This is a genomic window from Staphylococcus sp. HMSC055A09 (assembly GCF_001809655.1).
Taxonomy (GTDB): Bacteria; Bacillota; Bacilli; order Staphylococcales; family Staphylococcaceae; genus Staphylococcus; species Staphylococcus capitis.
In genome coordinates, this window is sequence record NZ_KV798362.1 from 1 (window position 1) to 16,297 (window position 16,297).

The 16,297-nt window shown below is 29.6% G+C and carries 19 protein-coding genes; 13 read left to right on the forward strand and 6 right to left on the reverse strand.

The features are described 5' to 3' along the window. Positions 1 to 1,408: LPXTG cell wall anchor domain-containing protein (locus HMPREF2642_RS02870; RefSeq protein ID WP_141744473.1), on the forward strand; the 1,408-nt coding region annotated here is incomplete at its 5' end. A 47-nt stretch (positions 1,409 to 1,455) separates the two neighbouring features. Here the strand turns inward: HMPREF2642_RS02870 and HMPREF2642_RS02875 are convergent. Further along, positions 1,456 to 2,745 (reverse strand): aminotransferase class I/II-fold pyridoxal phosphate-dependent enzyme, encoded by a 1,290-nt coding sequence (locus tag HMPREF2642_RS02875; protein WP_064212373.1) that lies wholly within the window; start codon positions 2,743 to 2,745, stop codon positions 1,456 to 1,458. Between the two features lie 193 nt (positions 2,746 to 2,938). Between HMPREF2642_RS02875 and HMPREF2642_RS11805 the strand changes: the two genes are divergently transcribed. The 7 genes from HMPREF2642_RS11805 to pmtD all read left to right on the forward strand — a co-directional run bounded on the left by HMPREF2642_RS11805 (position 2,939) and on the right by pmtD (position 7,171). Continuing rightward, positions 2,939 to 3,034, forward strand: a complete 96-nt coding sequence (locus HMPREF2642_RS11805) for a Trp-rich small protein (RefSeq protein WP_016898690.1) — start codon at positions 2,939 to 2,941, stop codon at positions 3,032 to 3,034. 233 nt (positions 3,035 to 3,267) lie between these two features. Further along, a complete protein-coding gene (locus tag HMPREF2642_RS11525) occupies positions 3,268 to 3,438 on the forward strand; it encodes an SE1626 family protein (RefSeq protein ID WP_023350009.1) in 171 nt (56 codons plus the stop codon). 177 nt (positions 3,439 to 3,615) lie between these two features. Continuing rightward, positions 3,616 to 3,993 carry a PSM export ABC transporter transcriptional regulator PmtR gene (locus HMPREF2642_RS02880; RefSeq protein WP_002453644.1) on the forward strand — a complete coding sequence of 126 codons (378 nt, stop codon included), beginning with the start codon at positions 3,616 to 3,618 and terminating at the stop codon, positions 3,991 to 3,993. Beyond that, positions 3,993 to 4,892 (forward strand): phenol-soluble modulin export ABC transporter ATP-binding protein PmtA, encoded by a 900-nt coding sequence (locus HMPREF2642_RS02885; protein ID WP_070597649.1) that lies wholly within the window; start codon positions 3,993 to 3,995, stop codon positions 4,890 to 4,892. The genes HMPREF2642_RS02880 and HMPREF2642_RS02885 overlap by 1 nt, the downstream gene beginning before the upstream one ends. Next, positions 4,889 to 5,548 (forward strand): phenol-soluble modulin export ABC transporter permease subunit PmtB, encoded by a 660-nt coding sequence (locus HMPREF2642_RS02890; protein WP_049427668.1) that lies wholly within the window; start codon positions 4,889 to 4,891, stop codon positions 5,546 to 5,548. Before HMPREF2642_RS02885 ends, HMPREF2642_RS02890 begins: the two co-directional genes overlap by 4 nt. A gap of 19 nt (positions 5,549 to 5,567) precedes the next feature. Beyond that, positions 5,568 to 6,440 (forward strand): phenol-soluble modulin export ABC transporter ATP-binding protein PmtC, encoded by an 873-nt coding sequence (gene pmtC, locus HMPREF2642_RS02895; RefSeq protein ID WP_002435900.1) that lies wholly within the window; start codon positions 5,568 to 5,570, stop codon positions 6,438 to 6,440. After that, positions 6,440 to 7,171 carry a phenol-soluble modulin export ABC transporter permease subunit PmtD gene (pmtD, locus tag HMPREF2642_RS02900; protein ID WP_002435946.1) on the forward strand — a complete coding sequence of 244 codons (732 nt, stop codon included), beginning with the start codon at positions 6,440 to 6,442 and terminating at the stop codon, positions 7,169 to 7,171. Before pmtC ends, pmtD begins: the two co-directional genes overlap by 1 nt. Positions 7,172 to 7,203: 32 nt before the next feature. Here pmtD and HMPREF2642_RS02905 read toward each other — a convergent pair whose 3' ends face one another. Beyond that, the gene (locus HMPREF2642_RS02905) at positions 7,204 to 7,767 is read right to left on the reverse strand and encodes a thioredoxin family protein (RefSeq protein WP_023350010.1); all 564 of its coding nucleotides are present in this window, start codon (positions 7,765 to 7,767) and stop codon (positions 7,204 to 7,206) included. Between the two features lie 166 nt (positions 7,768 to 7,933). On the opposite strand from HMPREF2642_RS02905, the gene HMPREF2642_RS02910 reads away from it, so the two are divergent. Genes HMPREF2642_RS02910 through HMPREF2642_RS02920 form a run of 3 tightly spaced genes read left to right on the forward strand, consistent with a single transcriptional unit; the run spans position 7,934 to position 9,860 of the window. Then, complete coding sequence (locus tag HMPREF2642_RS02910) at positions 7,934 to 8,419, forward strand: hypothetical protein (protein WP_002435934.1); 486 nt, start codon at positions 7,934 to 7,936, stop codon at positions 8,417 to 8,419. Between the two features lie 50 nt (positions 8,420 to 8,469). Next, on the forward strand, positions 8,470 to 9,027 hold the full coding sequence (locus tag HMPREF2642_RS02915) for an HAAS signaling domain-containing protein (protein ID WP_070597650.1): 558 nt from the start codon (positions 8,470 to 8,472) through the stop codon (positions 9,025 to 9,027). Beyond that, complete coding sequence (locus HMPREF2642_RS02920) at positions 9,024 to 9,860, forward strand: DUF4097 family beta strand repeat-containing protein (protein ID WP_002435918.1); 837 nt, start codon at positions 9,024 to 9,026, stop codon at positions 9,858 to 9,860. The genes HMPREF2642_RS02915 and HMPREF2642_RS02920 overlap by 4 nt, the downstream gene beginning before the upstream one ends. Positions 9,861 to 9,958: 98 nt before the next feature. On the opposite strand, the gene HMPREF2642_RS02925 is transcribed toward HMPREF2642_RS02920, so the two are convergent. Next, a complete protein-coding gene (locus tag HMPREF2642_RS02925) occupies positions 9,959 to 10,999 on the reverse strand; it encodes a C45 family autoproteolytic acyltransferase/hydrolase (RefSeq protein ID WP_047796473.1) in 1,041 nt (346 codons plus the stop codon). A 410-nt stretch (positions 11,000 to 11,409) separates the two neighbouring features. Between HMPREF2642_RS02925 and HMPREF2642_RS11530 the strand changes: the two genes are divergently transcribed. Then, positions 11,410 to 11,580 (forward strand): hypothetical protein, encoded by a 171-nt coding sequence (locus HMPREF2642_RS11530; RefSeq protein WP_002435939.1) that lies wholly within the window; start codon positions 11,410 to 11,412, stop codon positions 11,578 to 11,580. A 73-nt stretch (positions 11,581 to 11,653) separates the two neighbouring features. On the opposite strand, the gene HMPREF2642_RS02930 is transcribed toward HMPREF2642_RS11530, so the two are convergent. After that, on the reverse strand, positions 11,654 to 12,052 hold the full coding sequence (locus tag HMPREF2642_RS02930) for a YolD-like family protein (RefSeq protein ID WP_002435923.1): 399 nt from the start codon (positions 12,050 to 12,052) through the stop codon (positions 11,654 to 11,656). A 117-nt stretch (positions 12,053 to 12,169) separates the two neighbouring features. Further along, entirely contained in the window at positions 12,170 to 13,459 is a 1,290-nt protein-coding gene (gene arsB, locus HMPREF2642_RS02935) for an arsenite efflux transporter membrane subunit ArsB (protein WP_064212374.1), read from the reverse strand. A gap of 183 nt (positions 13,460 to 13,642) precedes the next feature. Here arsB and HMPREF2642_RS02940 point away from each other — a divergent pair, with 183 nt between their 5' ends. Continuing rightward, positions 13,643 to 14,671 (forward strand): 6-phosphogluconolactonase, encoded by a 1,029-nt coding sequence (locus HMPREF2642_RS02940; protein WP_049427673.1) that lies wholly within the window; start codon positions 13,643 to 13,645, stop codon positions 14,669 to 14,671. Between the two features lie 119 nt (positions 14,672 to 14,790). Here the strand turns inward: HMPREF2642_RS02940 and HMPREF2642_RS02945 are convergent, their stop codons facing one another. Beyond that, a complete protein-coding gene (locus tag HMPREF2642_RS02945; RefSeq protein WP_049427675.1) occupies positions 14,791 to 16,170 on the reverse strand; it encodes an aldehyde dehydrogenase in 1,380 nt (459 codons plus the stop codon). Positions 16,171 to 16,297: the final 127 nt, after the last annotated feature.

The window sequence follows — 16,297 nt, forward strand, 5'->3', positions numbered from 1 at the left end:
AGTTACACCAAAAGGTGAATCAACAAAATTAGTGATCAATTATACAAATTCAGACGGCCAACCTGATTCAATCATCGCAAGCAAAAAAGAGGGAACATGGTCACTCAATAAAGAAGTGCCACATATTCAATTAGATGAATATACTGGAAAAGTCACACTAGGCCACCCAGTTGTACAAGCAGAAAGCGAAGTTGTAGCTACTGAAACAAAAGGTAATAGTAACACAAGTCCAGAAAGTAAAGTGACTATGCCACGAAAAGAGTCAACACCGGATTCTCCAACAATTGAAGCGAATGAAGAACGCGTCAATGTTGAAGTTACACCAAAAGGTGAATCAACGAAATTAATTATCAATTATACAAATTCAGAAGGTCAACCTGATTCAATTATCGCAATCAAAAAAGAGGAAATATGGTCACTCAATAAAGAAGTGCCACATATTCAATTAGATGAATATACTGGAAAAGTCACACTAGGCCACCCAGTTGTACAAGCAGAAAGCGAAGTTGTAGCTACTGAAACAAAAGGTAATAGTAACACAAGTCCAGAAAGTAAAGTGACTATGCCACGAAAAGAAGCAACACCAGATGCACCAATAGTTGAGAAAGATGAAAGTAAAGTAAATGTGAGTATAATACCAAGCGGTTTATCTACAAAAATTGAAATCGAATATATAAATCCAGAAGGGCAATCTGATACAATCATCGCAAGTAAAGATGAAGGTACTTGGAGCTTGAGTAAAGATATAACGGGCATCACTATAGAACCCGCTACTGGTAAGGTAACTATAGACTATTACGTTGTTTATCCTGAAAGTGAAATTACTGCAAGTGAAGTACATGGTAATAGCGACCATAGTAAATTAAATAGTGTGATTATGCCACGTAAAGAAAATGCACCTGAACCTCCAATTGTGACTGTAAATGAAAAAGAAGCTATAGTTATTATAAAGCCTAGAATTGAAGCAACTAAAGTTGAAATTAATTTTAAAAATAAAAAAGGTAAGGCGATATATATAAATGTTTATAAAAACGGTTCAGAGTGGTCTGTAGACCAAGTTATAGAAGGTATTATTTTAAACGCTCACACAGGAGAAATAAAAATAACTCATCTAGCTGTTAAAGATGGTAGTGAAATAATCGCTAGAGAGTATAAAGGCAATAGTGACGCAAGTATAGCTATTAGTATAAAAGCACCTACTAAAGTTACAAGTAAAGAAAGCTATAAAATTAAATCTTTAAAAGTGAAATTGAATGATAGAAGTAATGAAATGATGTATACCAAAAAGGATAAACTCTTAGAATTGCCACATACTGGTGAAAGTGAAAAAGCAAATAATACATTACTATCCAGTATTCTAATTCTTGGTTTAATGTTATTACGTAAATCACGTAAAAAAGAGATTTAAAAAAAGAAGAGTTGCTCTAAATATTTATGAGAGCAACTCTTCTTTTTCTATTTTAGATCATCAATAGCTTTAGCGATAGACTCAAACACGTGAGGAATATCGTCTTTTTCAACACAACTAAAGGCAATTCGAATATCCGTATCATTTAAGGCAATAATACCTATTGAATATTTATCAATTAAATGTTTGCGTAATATTTCTGGATCAACATGCTTAACTTTTAATGCCATGAAGTAACCTGAATTAAAATCATATGCTTTCCAATAGTCTGCATATTTCTCATCATAAACAACTTCCTTAGTAACTTCGTATCGATCTTTTAATGTTTGAATATTCTCCTCAATTTCTTTATCAAATTGTTTATTATTTTTTAGAACATGCTTGATAGCACTTTGGGATGGTAATGGCCCGCTTGAAATATTACTTCGAATTAAACCTTTAACTTTTGCTTCAAGTACATTTTGAGTTATTTCATTTTTAGTACCAAAAGTCATGAAGCCTACACGGAATCCCCAAGCAAAAAATTCTTTAGTAGCACCATCTAAGCGTACAGGTAAAATATTATAAGAATTCACCTGTGATAAAGCCGTAAAAATAGATTGTGTGTATACATCTTCATAGAATAAACCATAGTAAGCATCATCAACTACTGCAATCACTTTTGTTCCTTTATTAGCAAGTGTTTCAATAGCATTAACGATAGTTTTAACTTCTTCAGCTTTCGGTGTATAACCTGTTGGATTATTTGGATAATTTAGAATCATGATTACTTTATCTTTATTAAAGTTTTCTAAAGTTTCCACTAGTGAATCAGTTGTATAATGTCCTTCTTCATTGAAAATAGGATATGTTTCGATATTGGCTTTATGGCGAGTGTTGAACACTAGTTTATAGTTGCCCCAATTGTGCGTTGGTAATAAAATAGTATCATTTTCATCTACGAATAAGTCTGCAACTAAAGATAATCCATGAGTTAAAGCATTAGTCACGATGGGTCTACTTATCGCTTCTTTTGATAAATCAGGATTTTCATTTAGCATTTTAATTTGCCATAAGTCACGTAAGTCTTCAATACCTTGTGGAGGTGCATATGGAAAAACTTCATCTGGAGTTAATTCATTAAATATATTATTCAATGAATCAGCATACATTTTACCTTCATCATTTGTTGCCATACCAATCGTAGCATTATATTTAGTACTTTTGGCATCAGCAGATTGAGATAGAATACCTTTAGGATAGAACATTTCTTTACCTAAGTCAGATAACATGTCATATACTTCTGGATTGGATTGTTGTAATTCGTTATTTAAATTTTCGGCTAAAGGGCTTGTCATTTTCTAACCTCTCTTTAATAAAGTGTTTATATATATATTATCTTTAATTTGAATAAAGATAAAGCATTGATGATAGGGAATTAGGAAAATAAATTTTATCACTAATAGCGAACATATGTTCTATAATTTGTGTTAGAATATGTTTAGGTCATCAAATTATATGACACTAATCAATTCTGGGAGGTGTAGTATAATGACGTGGTGGCAAGATGGTTTAATAACATTGATTACAGGTGGCGTACTTGTCGTCTTTCGTATTTGGTTAGAAATTAAATGGAAAGACAAGTAGATGACCGAACACAAAAAACCCCAAGTCTGCTGGTACCAGACCTGGGGTTGTGTAGTATAATTCGTGGATACAAGTTTATTGTAACATTGTACTAAATTGACCGCAATCAATATTTAATTGTGGTAACTCCTAAATTTGATATCGTCTTCTAAATTATTGGAAAAGTTAAACTCATATACCGTTTTTATACCTGGTATTATTTGATATACTTTTTATGTGTTGAGGTGAATAAAATGAAGCACTTAACAAAAATATTCGTTGGACTAGCAATTGTGCTATTTGTAGTAGGCTATTATCTTCAAGCTACAGGTCATGAAGAGCAAGGAATTAAATTGCTACTTGCTGCAATTATGTTTATGATTTGTGCTTTTATCGATAGAAGTAATAAACGGAGAAAAAAATAGTGTACATTATTTAAGACTTAAGGGAAGTGTATCGTTCTCTTAAGTCTTTTTGTATATATTGTTTATACTCAATATTCTCTTGATATATAGGATTTTTCACAGAATTTAGTATATACACTTTACAAATCTGTATATATTGTATATATTATGTATATACAGAAGAAAAGGGGGACATCAATGAAATTAATTTTGAAAAACAACAGTGAATATCCCATTTATGAACAAATCAAGCAACAAATTAAAGAAAATATTTTGAAAGGTTATGTTGCTCCTGGCGAACACCTTCCATCAATGCGTGAGTTAGCTAAAGATTTACAAGTGAGTTTAATTACTACAAAACGAGCTTATGAAGATTTAGAAAAGGATGGATTTGTGACAACTATAAGAGGTAAAGGTACCTTTGTGAAGGAACAAGATAACTCAATTCTTAAAGAAAAGCAGTTCTTTGTAATTGAAAATTTGGCTAAAACAATGTCAAAAGAAGCAAAAACAATTGGGATGCCTTTAGAAGAATTGACTGAAATATTGTCTTTAATTTATGAGGAGGAAGACTGATGAATGCGATTGAGCTTAAGAATGTAAGTTATCAAACAAAAGATTTTCAGTTGAAAGATATCTCCTTTGAAGTTCCTAAAGGCTTTGTTACTGGTTTTATAGGTGGGAATGGTGCTGGTAAAACTACAGTTATTCGTTTAATTATGGATTTAATTCAATCTAAAAATGGTCAAATTTCTGTATTTAATGAACAAATGAAGGATAGTGCAGTAGAAATAAAAAATAAAATAGGCTTCGTTTATTCCGAAACGTATTTTAATGACAAATGGACCATTAAAAAGTTAGAGAATATCGTCGCCCCGTTTTATAAAAATTGGGATCATAAAATTTTTATGAGCTATCTTCAATTTTTTCAATTACCTTATAAGAAGAAAATCAAAACTTTTTCAACAGGTATGAAAATGAAATTGTCACTAGCTATTGCATTTAGTCACCATGCTGAATTATTCATCTTAGATGAGCCCACATCTGGACTAGATCCTTTAGTTAGAAATGAACTACTTGAGATTATTCAACAAGAATTAATTGATGAAGATAAAACAGTCTTCATATCGACACATATCATATCTGATTTAGAAAAAATTGCGGATTATATAGTTTATTTACGTGATGGTCAAATTATTTTTAATGAATCACGAGACACTTTATTTGAAAAATATAAAATTATTAGTGGTTCCAATGAAGACTTAGATGTGGAGTTGGAGGAATTGTTAATTTATAAAGAAGTTAGAAAAACTGGCTACATAGGCCTCACTGAACACTACCAAACATTTAAAGAATTATTTGGAAATAGAGTAGAAATTAAAAATCCATCAATTGAAGAACTAATGATATATTTAGAAAAAAATAAAAATCAACTAGATTTCAAATATCACCAACGAAATGAGAAACTAATATGAAACAATTATTAATAAGAAATCTTAAACTTCGAAGATGGACACTTTTGATTTATGGTTTATTACTCATATTCTTTCCGTTTTATCACTTAATCGATAGGCAACATTTACCGTATCTTGTTATTTCAGGACCTATAGGTATTATATTAACTATTATATGCTTAGTTGATGCTGGACATTTATTTAGAATCAATCGTAGATTAGGTGGATCTCAGTCTTACTTATTTTTTGGTAGTCTGCCAGTTTCAAGGAGAGATTTATTAAATGCAAATTACATCAGTTGCATAGTTTTAACAATTATTGGTGCAATAATCATAAGTTTATATGGCTATGAAACAAGTTCAATAAAGACAGATTCGATAACTTTTTCTACAACCTATTCTTTTATAATAGCGAATTTCTTTTCAATCCCTATCGCTTTTAATAAAAGTACAGAACAGAAACATAAAGACGTGCCTTATTTAGCATATGTATTTGGAGTTATCATTGTATTACCATTTGTCTTATCTACTTTATTTATCTTAATAAACGTTTTAGTTCACAAAGATAGTCATATTCCAGTTGTATATTCGTACTTCTTAAATTATGGCCTATTGATTATTAGCATCATAAGTTTAGTAGTGAATTATTTAATTCAAATTAGAAAAATAAAACATTAACCACTTAAGGGGGTCTACTATGAAATTAGAACAAATCACTAAAAAATATGGTCAAAATACAGTTATTGACGATATAAACTTTGATTTTGGAAATAGCCAAATAGTTGGTCTTATTGGTAAAAACGGTGTTGGTAAAACAACATTAATGAAAGTCATGAATGGTAATATTATTAATTACCAAGGGAAAGTTGATTTATCTAAAGATGAAAACGTAGGTTACTTAATCGAACATCCTAAACTTTATGACAACAAGTCAGGTTTATATAATTTAAAATTGTTCGCTCAAGTTTTAGGCAAAGGCTTTGATAAAGAGTATTCTGATCACATTATTGATGCTTTTGGTATGAGACCTTATATTAAGAAAAAAGTGAAAAAATATTCAATGGGTATGAAACAGAAATTAGCCATTGCGGTCTCTCTTATGAATAAACCAAAATATTTAATTTTAGATGAGCCTACAAATGGTATGGATCCAGATGGATCAATTGATGTTTTAAAAACTATCCAATCATTAGTCAAACAATTAGATATGAAAATATTAATTTCAAGTCATAAATTAGAAGATATTGAACTTATTTGTGATAGAGCTGTCTTCCTTAGAGATGGTAACTTTGTTCAAGATGTGAACATGAAAGATGGGGGACCAGAAGATAGTACAATCATTACTATTGAACATGATGATTTTAATAAAACTTTAGAATATCTAACTGAACATTATAAAGTGCAACAATCACAAAAAGATGCTGGTGAGATTATCATTAAAGCTCAAAGAGACTATAAACCACTATTAAAATCATTGTCTGAACAAGGTGTTTATCCTAAGTATATTGAAACGCGTAAAAGTTCTCTACGTGATACTTACTTTAATATTAATCAAAGAGGTGATAAATAATGAGAAGTTTACAGCTAGTCAAGTTCGATTTAATTAGTATTTTAAAAAGTCCTTTAACATATCTTGCATTAATACTAGTTATAGGAATGACAGTCTTCCAAGCAAGTATGCAAGCAGCATATAGCAAGTCTCATGAAGTAAATAACGAAATGGTCTTCGTACTGGCCAACTGGTTATTCTTATTCGCGGGATTATTATTTATCATTAAAACTATCACTAGAGATTATTCTCAAGGTACAATTCAATTATATATGAGTAAGGTAAGTAGTCGTATTGGTTATATTATTGCTAAAACAATTTCAATGATATTAATTTCTTTCTTATTTACTTTACTTCAATATCTTGTAATTATTGTTATTCAAGCATCTACAAAAGGTTCAAATGTTGACGGAGATAAATTCTTAAATAATATATGGTTTTACCTTATATTTTTCTTATTCTTTGGCTTATTCTTATTATTACTTACGTTAATTATTGAAAAGCCGGCAGTAATCTTTACTTTAGGTATTTTCTTATTACTTATCGTTCCATTTGTGCAACCTTTAATAGGTTTAATTCCAAATATTGGTGACGATATTCAAAAATCATTTAAATATATTCCATTTACTTATCTCACTGAGAAAATGACAGAGGAGATTAAATTCTCGCATTGGCAATGGTTTATTTCAATTGCTTCAATAGTAGTATTATTTGTAGCTAACATCTTATATGCTGCTAAACGAGATATTTAAGTTCAAAAATACTGAGGCTTTAGCCTCAGTATTTATTTATATAAAAGCTGATTAATTATGGAGTTATATACATTTTTCCAAAATGATGAATCTGTTTTAAATCTATTTGAAATAAGTAAGTGAGTTTCTTTAACTTTATCATCATATTGAGGATGATCTTTATCTGGTAATTTATCATTTCTCAAATCAACAACAAATTTTTCGACTTCCTTAGCTCTAGGTCCCCATACGGTTATTTGTTCATATGCACTGTTCATAAAAACAAAAATAGGAATCGATCTAGACTTACCATTTGTAAGATATTGATCAATTAAACGTGTGTCGTCATCTCTATGAAATACTCTAACTTCTAAATTTAATTCTTCACTTACACGTTTAAGTATTGGAAGGTTCATCATTGCATCACCACACCAATCTTCAGTGATGACTAATACCTTTGAGTAATTTGCATCTTTAAGCTTTGTAATACGGTCATCTTCTTCTGGTAATTTAAAGGATTTGTATATTGATAATAAATTATTTCTATTATCTTTCATTCGGTCAATGTACTCTTCTAGTGGCTGACTTTTTTTAAAATAAGTTTCTAAATTAGTCATAGAAATAACCTCCTTAATTATTTAGAATATTATAACAATTTTTTAACTTTAAAGATATTAAATTAACTCAATCATAATTTAATTATGAATGTGACTAAGTTGTTAGATGAAACTCCAAATTTCATATGCTATATTTAATAGAACAAGAGTGAAAGTGGTGACTCAAGTGCGTATACAAAACAGATGGGTGATTTCAACCCTTTTTTTAATTGGAGCAATTATTCTACTTTTCGGAATTATGTACTATAGAAGTATTAAAACAGTAGATTTATCCAATTATACTGTGAATGATATAGGTTTAAATGATCGTTTTAATCAGAAAGGGTATGTCATTAATAAAAAAATTAAATTAGATCGATTTAAATTTTATAATGACGAAAAGCATAAGGATTTAACGGTTAAAGTGAAAAATAAAAAGCACATTGTTAAAGGAATTGTTTTAATCAAGGATAAAAGTGTTAAAACGAATTTCGGAGTTAGAATAGGTGACTCAATTGATGATGTTATTAACGAGTTAGGAGATAGTTATAAAAGACATATGGTTGGTAAGCATTATAAATCTATTACATATACTGACCGCCAAAATAAAATGAAACTGAATATATTATATAAAGATGATATCGTAAAAAGAATAGAGTTTTTCAGTAAATGATAAATCTTGATAACTATTCTTTAATTCAAATTCAGGAAGAGTGACGATACATGGATAAAATTACTTTTTTAAATGAATTAGAATTAGCTTTAGATGATCTTCCTAGACGAGAAAAAGATAATAAAATGTACGAATATGAAAATTTATTCTATGAAGAAGAGTTAAAAGGTAGAAGTGAAGAACAAATAGTGAATAAATTGAAAGATCCGTATGATATAGCAAAAGAGATAAAAGCTAAAAGTGCTATCAGTTATGCTAAATCAAAACCAACAATCCAAAACATAACTAGAGCTATTATAGCCTCCTTAAGTCTAGGTATACTTTCATTATTTATTATATTAGTTCCAGTAGCGATTATTGCATTTCTGATTTTACTTTTGGTGTTTACAGCAGTCTGTTTACTATTCTCCCCATTGATCCTTATTAGTTATTCGATAATTAATGGGTTTTATAATTCACTGAGTAATATATTATTCTCTATCTCTTTAACAGGTTTAGGAATTATTTTTATTGTTTTAACATTAAAAATTATTGTATTAGTACATAATTTAATATTGAAATATTTATCATGGTACATTAAAACAGTTAAAGGAAGCGTTAGGAAATGAGGAAGCTTTTCATTAGCGGTTTAATTATATTTGCAATTTTCTTTATCAGTGGAACAGTTACTTGGTTTGCTTTTGATAAAGCTAAATATGAAAAGCAAAACTATAATAAGACTTTTAATAATCATTTCAGTCAGTTGTCAGTAAGTACAATTGGTTCTGAAATAAACATTGTTAAAGGTAATAAATTCAAAGTGGATTATCAAGGTGATAACGATGTATATGTATCTAAAAAAGGTAAAATGCTCAAAGTTACCGAGAAACGTGCTACTAATAGAGGATACGGATTAAACTTTAATCCTTTTCATTATAATAAGAAAAAACTCACCATTACAGTACCAGATAAACAATTGAAAGATCTTAGCGCTAAATCCGTAATAGGTGATGTACATTTGAGGAATTTTAATGCATCAAGTGCCACAATAATAAATAGTCGTCACTTTTCTATGGAACATTCAAATTTAAAATATTTAAATGTGGATGGTTCAAATAGCTTAGCTTATATTTGTGATTCATCAGTTAAAAAAGGAAACTTAAAAATCGATACTGGTAAGTTGACTCTTAGCCGTAGCGAATTCCAAGATTCAATCTTCCTATTGAATGAGGGAGATATTAATATGAATAAAATGAAATCTTCGAATGATATTAAAGCTTCAACAAAAAAAGGAGATATAAATTATAACTTTGAAGCTAAGCCTAAAAACACACTACTTAAGTTACATCCTGGACGTGGTGAAAAAGTAGTCAATAATAATAATTTTAAAGATGGTAAAGTAGGTAAGAGTAAAAACATTTTGGAATTTTATACGGTTGATGGTGATATTGTCATCAATTAAGTAACGCATTTTTTATTTAAATATTTGATTATTAACCCATAAATGAGTGTTGTACAATCACTCATTTATGGGTTTTATTCTATTTTTGAAAAATTATTTTAATATGTGGCAAATGTTAAATCGGTATCAATTTTTCCGTTTAGTTGATTTATTGTTAGAGTATTATTTTTAAGCCATTGATAAAAGTCTATTTTAGTCGGAGAACTATTTTCTCCAAGTCCTATCCACGTTGTTAAAGTTTGAGGTTCGTATAACGATGTGTGAATTGTTCCAGACCAACTCTTAAATAATTTACTATAAATATTATATTGAGGGTCATTAAATAATTTAAAAGCATTTTCTTTTCTTAAATCACTTCTTGTGGTGTTAATCACTCTCTCCAACCGTTCTTTAGATTCTTTAGTGTAGTTACGATTTTCATGTGTTAATAATTCAAAGTGATTCGTACATATAGGTTCATATCTAATATCTATAGAACGAGGTGTTACTTCGACAATGGCATAATTAGATTCTTTATCCATTAAAATATAACTAAAAGAGCTTCTATGAGGTAATTCTTTTAAAAGTTGTATAGCTTCATTAACGTTTTTACAATATTCAAGTATAAGTCTACCTATCATGTAGCATACAAAGCCATTTGCTGGTTTCTTGCGATGCATAAAATTATAAGCCATTGATAAACCATACTCATTCATTCCATCCATCCTGCCAGTTACTCTAGAAGTAGGTCCTATTTGAGCTAAACCACTATCATTTGGTTTGTATAGTAAATATCGACCATCATAAGTAGAGGGATGATAATCATAATTACGTAGTAAATAGTCTTTCCCTTTAAAAACTGTACAACCACTATCTTTTAAATCAGTAAAACGATAGTGTCCAAAATTTAATATAATTTGTTTAGTAGGTAGATTCAAAACGTCTTGCATACCTATTAGCTCGTCCCAAATTTTAGGAGCATAAATTTGAAAAATATTATATGTTTCTCTGACATCGATATCAAATCTTGGATTTCTTTTTTTCCATTCTTTTTCACGATTTTTTAATAAAGGAGTTCTTTGTAACCATTTCGCTGTTTCGACTCCTAAGTCATAATGAGAACCACGAAAAGTCATGATATCGGATTGAACATTTTGCATGTTAGTCATCCTTTCATTTCAAATATTTACTTTAATGTAATCGTAAATTAACTTAATGTTAATTGAATTACTATGGATGAAATATTACAATCGAATTGTATTTTAGTGAGGGAATTTTTTAATCTATGGGAGTGATATCTATGATTTCAGATAGTTGTAGAGCGATTGCTGATTCTGTTAAGTCATGGTGGTTAAGTTAATATTTATTTATAAGAGTAACAATTGGTTTGGAATCTCGTTATTAATTTCAGTTTGATTATTTAAATTAATCTTTAATTGACATATTACCATAAATATATATTTAGTTGAGAATGATTAATTTTTGAAACGGGTATTTATTTATTGATAGAGATAAGTATGCTATCATAGTGAATTGTAGATATGCATATTAATTTTAGAGGTGAAAAGTAATGTGGAACTTTATTAAAGGTTTATTTAAATTTGTATTTAGCTTATTAGCTATCACTACAGTTGTAGTAGGCGTAGGTGTAGTTGCCTTTGCTTATATCTTCAAAAAAGATTTCGAAGATATTGAAAGAAAAACTAAAGAAATTGTTTCAGATATTGAAAATAATAATTAATTAGTTCTAATAGTTTAGTACTAATTTGAGATAATTGTTGGCAATGCTTTAATAAGCTATTGCCAACTTTTTTTTATGAGAAAGTAATATCAACAATATCTAAAATAGGGACTTTCTGATGATAGGTAGTACCTGGCTTTATCCCTTCAATTTCAAGATTTAATGAATCAATGCGATGTATATTAAGATTAACAAAATTAATATAACCTTCTTCATAATATTTTATATTAACAGGTTGAGATTTTTGTAATGCTTCGTGCAAGCGGATATTTAATTGAGCTAATTGATCGTCTGAAAGTACTGGTCTATCTATTTTATTTTGATCAATCATGTATTGATGGATAGTTTCGAATTGTTCGGGTAGCGTAGCGAACGGCGCCCATTTAACCATGCCACGACCAGCCGGAATATTCCTATCTAACATTTCACGTGGAATATTTCGATAATCCGTTTCATTCTTTATATCCGTCATCTTTAGATCACCTCGTTCGATATAATTCTATTATACGAACATTTGTTCTATTTTGCAATACAAAATTGCTGGCTATATTTTTGTGATTTTAAGCCAGCTTGAGAGTGTATTCAATTTTTAAAAAATAATTAGAGTAAAATAGAGTCCTAGTAACGTTATAAATAGTACAGGAATAGTAATCACTATACCTGTTTTAAAATATGTTCCCCATGATATTTTAACACCTTTTTGAGTTAATACATGAAGCCACAATAAAGTTGCTAAAGAGCCAATTGGAGTGATTTTTGGACCTAAATCAGAGCCAATAACGTTTGCATAGACCATACCATCTTGAATTAATCCTTCAGAATTAGATTGAGCAATAGCAATTGCATCTAATAAAACAGTGGGCAAGTTATTCATAATAGAAGAGAGGAAGGCTGCAATGAATCCCATACCCATAATACTACTGAATAGCCCATGGTTTGAAATAGAATTCAAAATATTCCCTAGTACTAATGTTATACCTACATTTTTCAATCCATACACTACAAGATACATACCAATTGAAAATATAACTATATTCCAAGGAGCTTCTATTAAAACTTCTTTAGTATTAACTGCTTTAGAACGACTCGCTAAGAGTAGGAATACAAAAGCAATAATTAATGCTATGAAAGCCACGGGAACATGAATAAACTCACTTGTTAAATAACCTATTAATAAAATAATAAGAATAATCCAAGACGTTTTAAAAAGTTTCTTATCTCTTATAACTGATTGAGGTGTGGCTAAATCTTCAATATTTGTACTTTTAGGAAGAGATTTTTTAAAATAAAGCCAAAGCACAAATATGCTTGCTAAAAATGAAAATAAATTTGGAATTATCATTCTTAAAGCATATTGAATAAATGTGATGTTAAAGTAGTCAGCTGAAACGATATTGACTAAATTACTGACAGTGAGTGGTAGGGAAGTGGTATCGGCTATAAATCCACTTGCTATAATAAATGGGAATATTGTTTTTTTATCAAAACCTAAGCTCCTTACCATAGCTAACACTATTGGTGTAAGAATAAGCGCAGCACCATCATTGGCAAATAGAGAAGCTACTACAGCACCTAAAGTCATTATAAAAATAAACATTCTAAGGCCATAGCCTTTTGAAGCAATAATCATATGCAAAGCAGCCCATTCAAAGAAGCCAATACGGTCTAAAATGAGTGATATTAAAATTATAGCAACGAAAGTTAACGTTGCATTCCATACTATATTTGTAACTGTAACAATATCAGTTAGAGATACAACGCCTGTAATAATAGCTAAAAGTGCACCAGCTACAGCAGTAATTCCTATATTTAATCCTTTTGGTTGCCAAATAACAAAAATTAAAGTTATAACGAAAATAACAATAGCTATAAAGGTCATAAATGATTCACTCGACTTTCTCTATGCAAGAGTAAATAGATTATAAATTTAATGAACATACTATAGAATATCAATTTCCATATATTTTTTCTATAGTGGAAAGTGCAAAAGTTTTAATTGTAAATCGCTGACACTTATAGTTAAAATTAAACCAATAATGATTAATTTTACGGAGGGATAAATATGACTATTGGATATATTGGTTCTTATACTAAGCAAAATGGTAAGGGAATTTACCGTTTCGAATTAGAAGATTTAAAAGGGACAATAAAAGAAGTTCAAACAGGTTATGAAATAGAGGCGTCTACATATTTAACTAGAAATGAAAACTATTTATACGCCATTACTAAAGAAAATGAAAATTGTGGTGTAGCAAGCTTCAAAATAACGCAAAATAGTGATTTAGAACTAATTAATAAATGTTTAGCATCTAAAAATGGAACAGGATGTTATATACAAATTTCAAGTGATAACAATTATTTATTTGAAGCTGTTTATGGTGCTGGAATTGCACGAATTTATAAGTTAAATAAAGATACTGGAGAAATTGAAAAACTTATTGAAGAAATTGAACATGAATATCCAACAGGTCCACATGAAAGGCAGGAATCCCCGCATGTCCATTTTTTAAATGAAACGCCAGATAATAAATATGTAGTAGCAACCGATTTAGGCTCAGATAGAATCGTTGCTTATACATATGGTGACCAAGGTTTAAAAGAATATGCTGTTTCACAATTTAAAGAAGCGGATGGCACAAGGCACATTACTTTTAGTAAAGATGGTAAATACGCATATGTAGTTCATGAATTATCTAATTATGTAAGTGTAACTGAATATAATGATGGTGAATTTAAAGAAATTGAGAGACATCTTACAATACCTCAAGATTTTAAAGAAGAATCGAAATTAGCTGCGGTAAGATTATCTCATGATCAGAAACATTTATATGTAAGTAATAGAGGTCATGATAGCATAGCTATTTACGAAGTTGTTAATAACGGAAAATCATTAAAAATGGTGGATATTCAACCGACTAAAGATGAATTTCCTAGAGATTTTAATATTACGCCGGATGATAACTTAATAGTATGTGCTCATCAAGAAGGTGAGTCTAAAGTAACTGTGTTTAAAAGAGATAGTGTCACAGGAAAACTTGAATTTATTGATGACCACGAAAGTGCACCTGAAGGTGTTTGCGTCTTATTCTAAATGATTAAGCTCCATATGTAATTAATAAGCGATGCCATTCTAAAAGGTACACTAAAATTTTACCTTTCAGAAATGCATTCACACCAAATTACATATGGAGCGTTATTATAGTTAATTATTTAATTTTTAAAGAAGGCTTTAATATATTTAAATTTGCCTTTATAAGGCGGGAAATAGATACTTGATTCTAAACGTGTAGATTTAAATGTATATGATTTCATATGACTAAAGGTATCAAAAGAATATTTGCCATGATATTGACCGATACCTGAAGCCCCAATGCCACCAAATGGTAAATTAGGATTTGCTAAATGCATAAGTGTATCATTTATAGCTCCGCTACCGAATGATAATTCCTCTAATACGCGGTGTGTAGAATTTTCATCCTCACTAAAAAGATATAAACTTAAAGGTTTAGATTTACTCTGAATAATTTGAATTGCCTCATCGAAATCATCATAAGTAATAATTGGTAGAATAGGACCAAAAATCTCTTCCTGCATAACTTTATCTTGTAGATTAACATTGTCTATTAATGTAGGTTCAATATATAAATCTTCTTCAAAGCTTTTACCACCGAAAATAGTTTTACTCTCATGAGTTTCTAATAATTCATTTAAGCGGTTGAAATGTTTTTGATTAACAATTCTTCCAAAATCAGGACTTTCTTTGATGTTTTCCCCATAAAATTCTGTAATTGTTTGTTTTAGTGCATTAATAAAATCATTTTTTACTTTTCGATCAATTAGTATATAATCAGGTGCTACGCATGTTTGTCCTGCATTCGTAAATTTTCCGAAACTAATTCTTTCACTAGCGACTTTTAAATTTGCAGTTTGGTCAATAATGACTGGAGATTTACCACCTAACTCTAAAGTAACAGGTACCAGATTTTTAGCAGCCGATTCATAGATGATTTGACCAACTTTTTCGCTACCAGTGAAAAACATATAGTCGAACGGTAAATGAATTAATTTTTGAGTTTCCTCAATGCCACCTTTCACAACTGAAATATAATTCTCTTCAAAAGTTTCTTGAATTATATCTTGAATTACTTCTGCTACGTTAGGGGTAAGTTCAGAGGGTTTAACAATGGCAGTATTACCTGCAGCGATGGCTCCAATTAAAGGTTCGAATACTAGCTGTACAGGATAATTAAAGGGACCAATAATTAAAACAGTACCGTAGGGTTCATTTTTGATATAACTTTTAGTTGGAAATAAATAAAGCGGTGTTTCAACTTGTTTAGTTTTAGCCCAATTTTTTAGTTCTTTTCTGGCAAGTTTAATGCTTTTTAGTAATATACCAATTTCTGTAGCATAAGCTTCTACTTTGCTTTTTCCTAAATCTTTATTAAGTGCTTCTAGTAAAGCTTGTTCATGATTTTTGATACTTTTACTTAAAGCTTTTAATTGGTGCTTCCTAAATTTTAAATCTTTAGTTTTATTTGTTTTGAAAAATTGCTTGCTAATATTAAATTGTTGTTCAATATCGTTCATTTTAAAGTTTTACCTCCCTGAAATTTTTATGGTAGTAAAAGAGGTCTATGTACTCACTTAAATTTTTAATTAGGAAAACAATAAGACACTTAACAAATTTATACCCCAAAAAAGCTCTATTAATGTT

Bases quoted from the DNA above. Each gene is read 5' to 3' on its own strand.
- HMPREF2642_RS02875 (WP_064212373.1), bottom strand. From the start codon at position 2,745: ATGACAAGCCCTTTAGCCGAAAATTTAAATAACGAATTACAACAATCC.
- HMPREF2642_RS11805 (WP_016898690.1), top strand. From the start codon at position 2,939: ATGACGTGGTGGCAAGATGGTTTAATAACATTGATTACAGGTGGCGTA.
- HMPREF2642_RS11525 (WP_023350009.1), top strand. From the start codon at position 3,268: ATGAAGCACTTAACAAAAATATTCGTTGGACTAGCAATTGTGCTATTT.
- HMPREF2642_RS02880 (WP_002453644.1), top strand. From the start codon at position 3,616: ATGAAATTAATTTTGAAAAACAACAGTGAATATCCCATTTATGAACAA.
- HMPREF2642_RS02885 (WP_070597649.1), top strand. From the start codon at position 3,993: ATGAATGCGATTGAGCTTAAGAATGTAAGTTATCAAACAAAAGATTTT.
- HMPREF2642_RS02890 (WP_049427668.1), top strand. From the start codon at position 4,889: ATGAAACAATTATTAATAAGAAATCTTAAACTTCGAAGATGGACACTT.
- pmtC (WP_002435900.1), top strand. From the start codon at position 5,568: ATGAAATTAGAACAAATCACTAAAAAATATGGTCAAAATACAGTTATT.
- pmtD (WP_002435946.1), top strand. From the start codon at position 6,440: ATGAGAAGTTTACAGCTAGTCAAGTTCGATTTAATTAGTATTTTAAAA.
- HMPREF2642_RS02905 (WP_023350010.1), bottom strand. From the start codon at position 7,767: ATGACTAATTTAGAAACTTATTTTAAAAAAAGTCAGCCACTAGAAGAG.
- HMPREF2642_RS02915 (WP_070597650.1), top strand. From the start codon at position 8,470: ATGGATAAAATTACTTTTTTAAATGAATTAGAATTAGCTTTAGATGAT.
- HMPREF2642_RS02920 (WP_002435918.1), top strand. From the start codon at position 9,024: ATGAGGAAGCTTTTCATTAGCGGTTTAATTATATTTGCAATTTTCTTT.
- HMPREF2642_RS02925 (WP_047796473.1), bottom strand. From the start codon at position 10,999: ATGCAAAATGTTCAATCCGATATCATGACTTTTCGTGGTTCTCATTAT.
- HMPREF2642_RS11530 (WP_002435939.1), top strand. From the start codon at position 11,410: ATGTGGAACTTTATTAAAGGTTTATTTAAATTTGTATTTAGCTTATTA.
- HMPREF2642_RS02930 (WP_002435923.1), bottom strand. From the start codon at position 12,052: ATGACGGATATAAAGAATGAAACGGATTATCGAAATATTCCACGTGAA.
- arsB (WP_064212374.1), bottom strand. From the start codon at position 13,459: ATGACCTTTATAGCTATTGTTATTTTCGTTATAACTTTAATTTTTGTT.
- HMPREF2642_RS02940 (WP_049427673.1), top strand. From the start codon at position 13,643: ATGACTATTGGATATATTGGTTCTTATACTAAGCAAAATGGTAAGGGA.
- HMPREF2642_RS02945 (WP_049427675.1), bottom strand. From the start codon at position 16,170: ATGAACGATATTGAACAACAATTTAATATTAGCAAGCAATTTTTCAAA.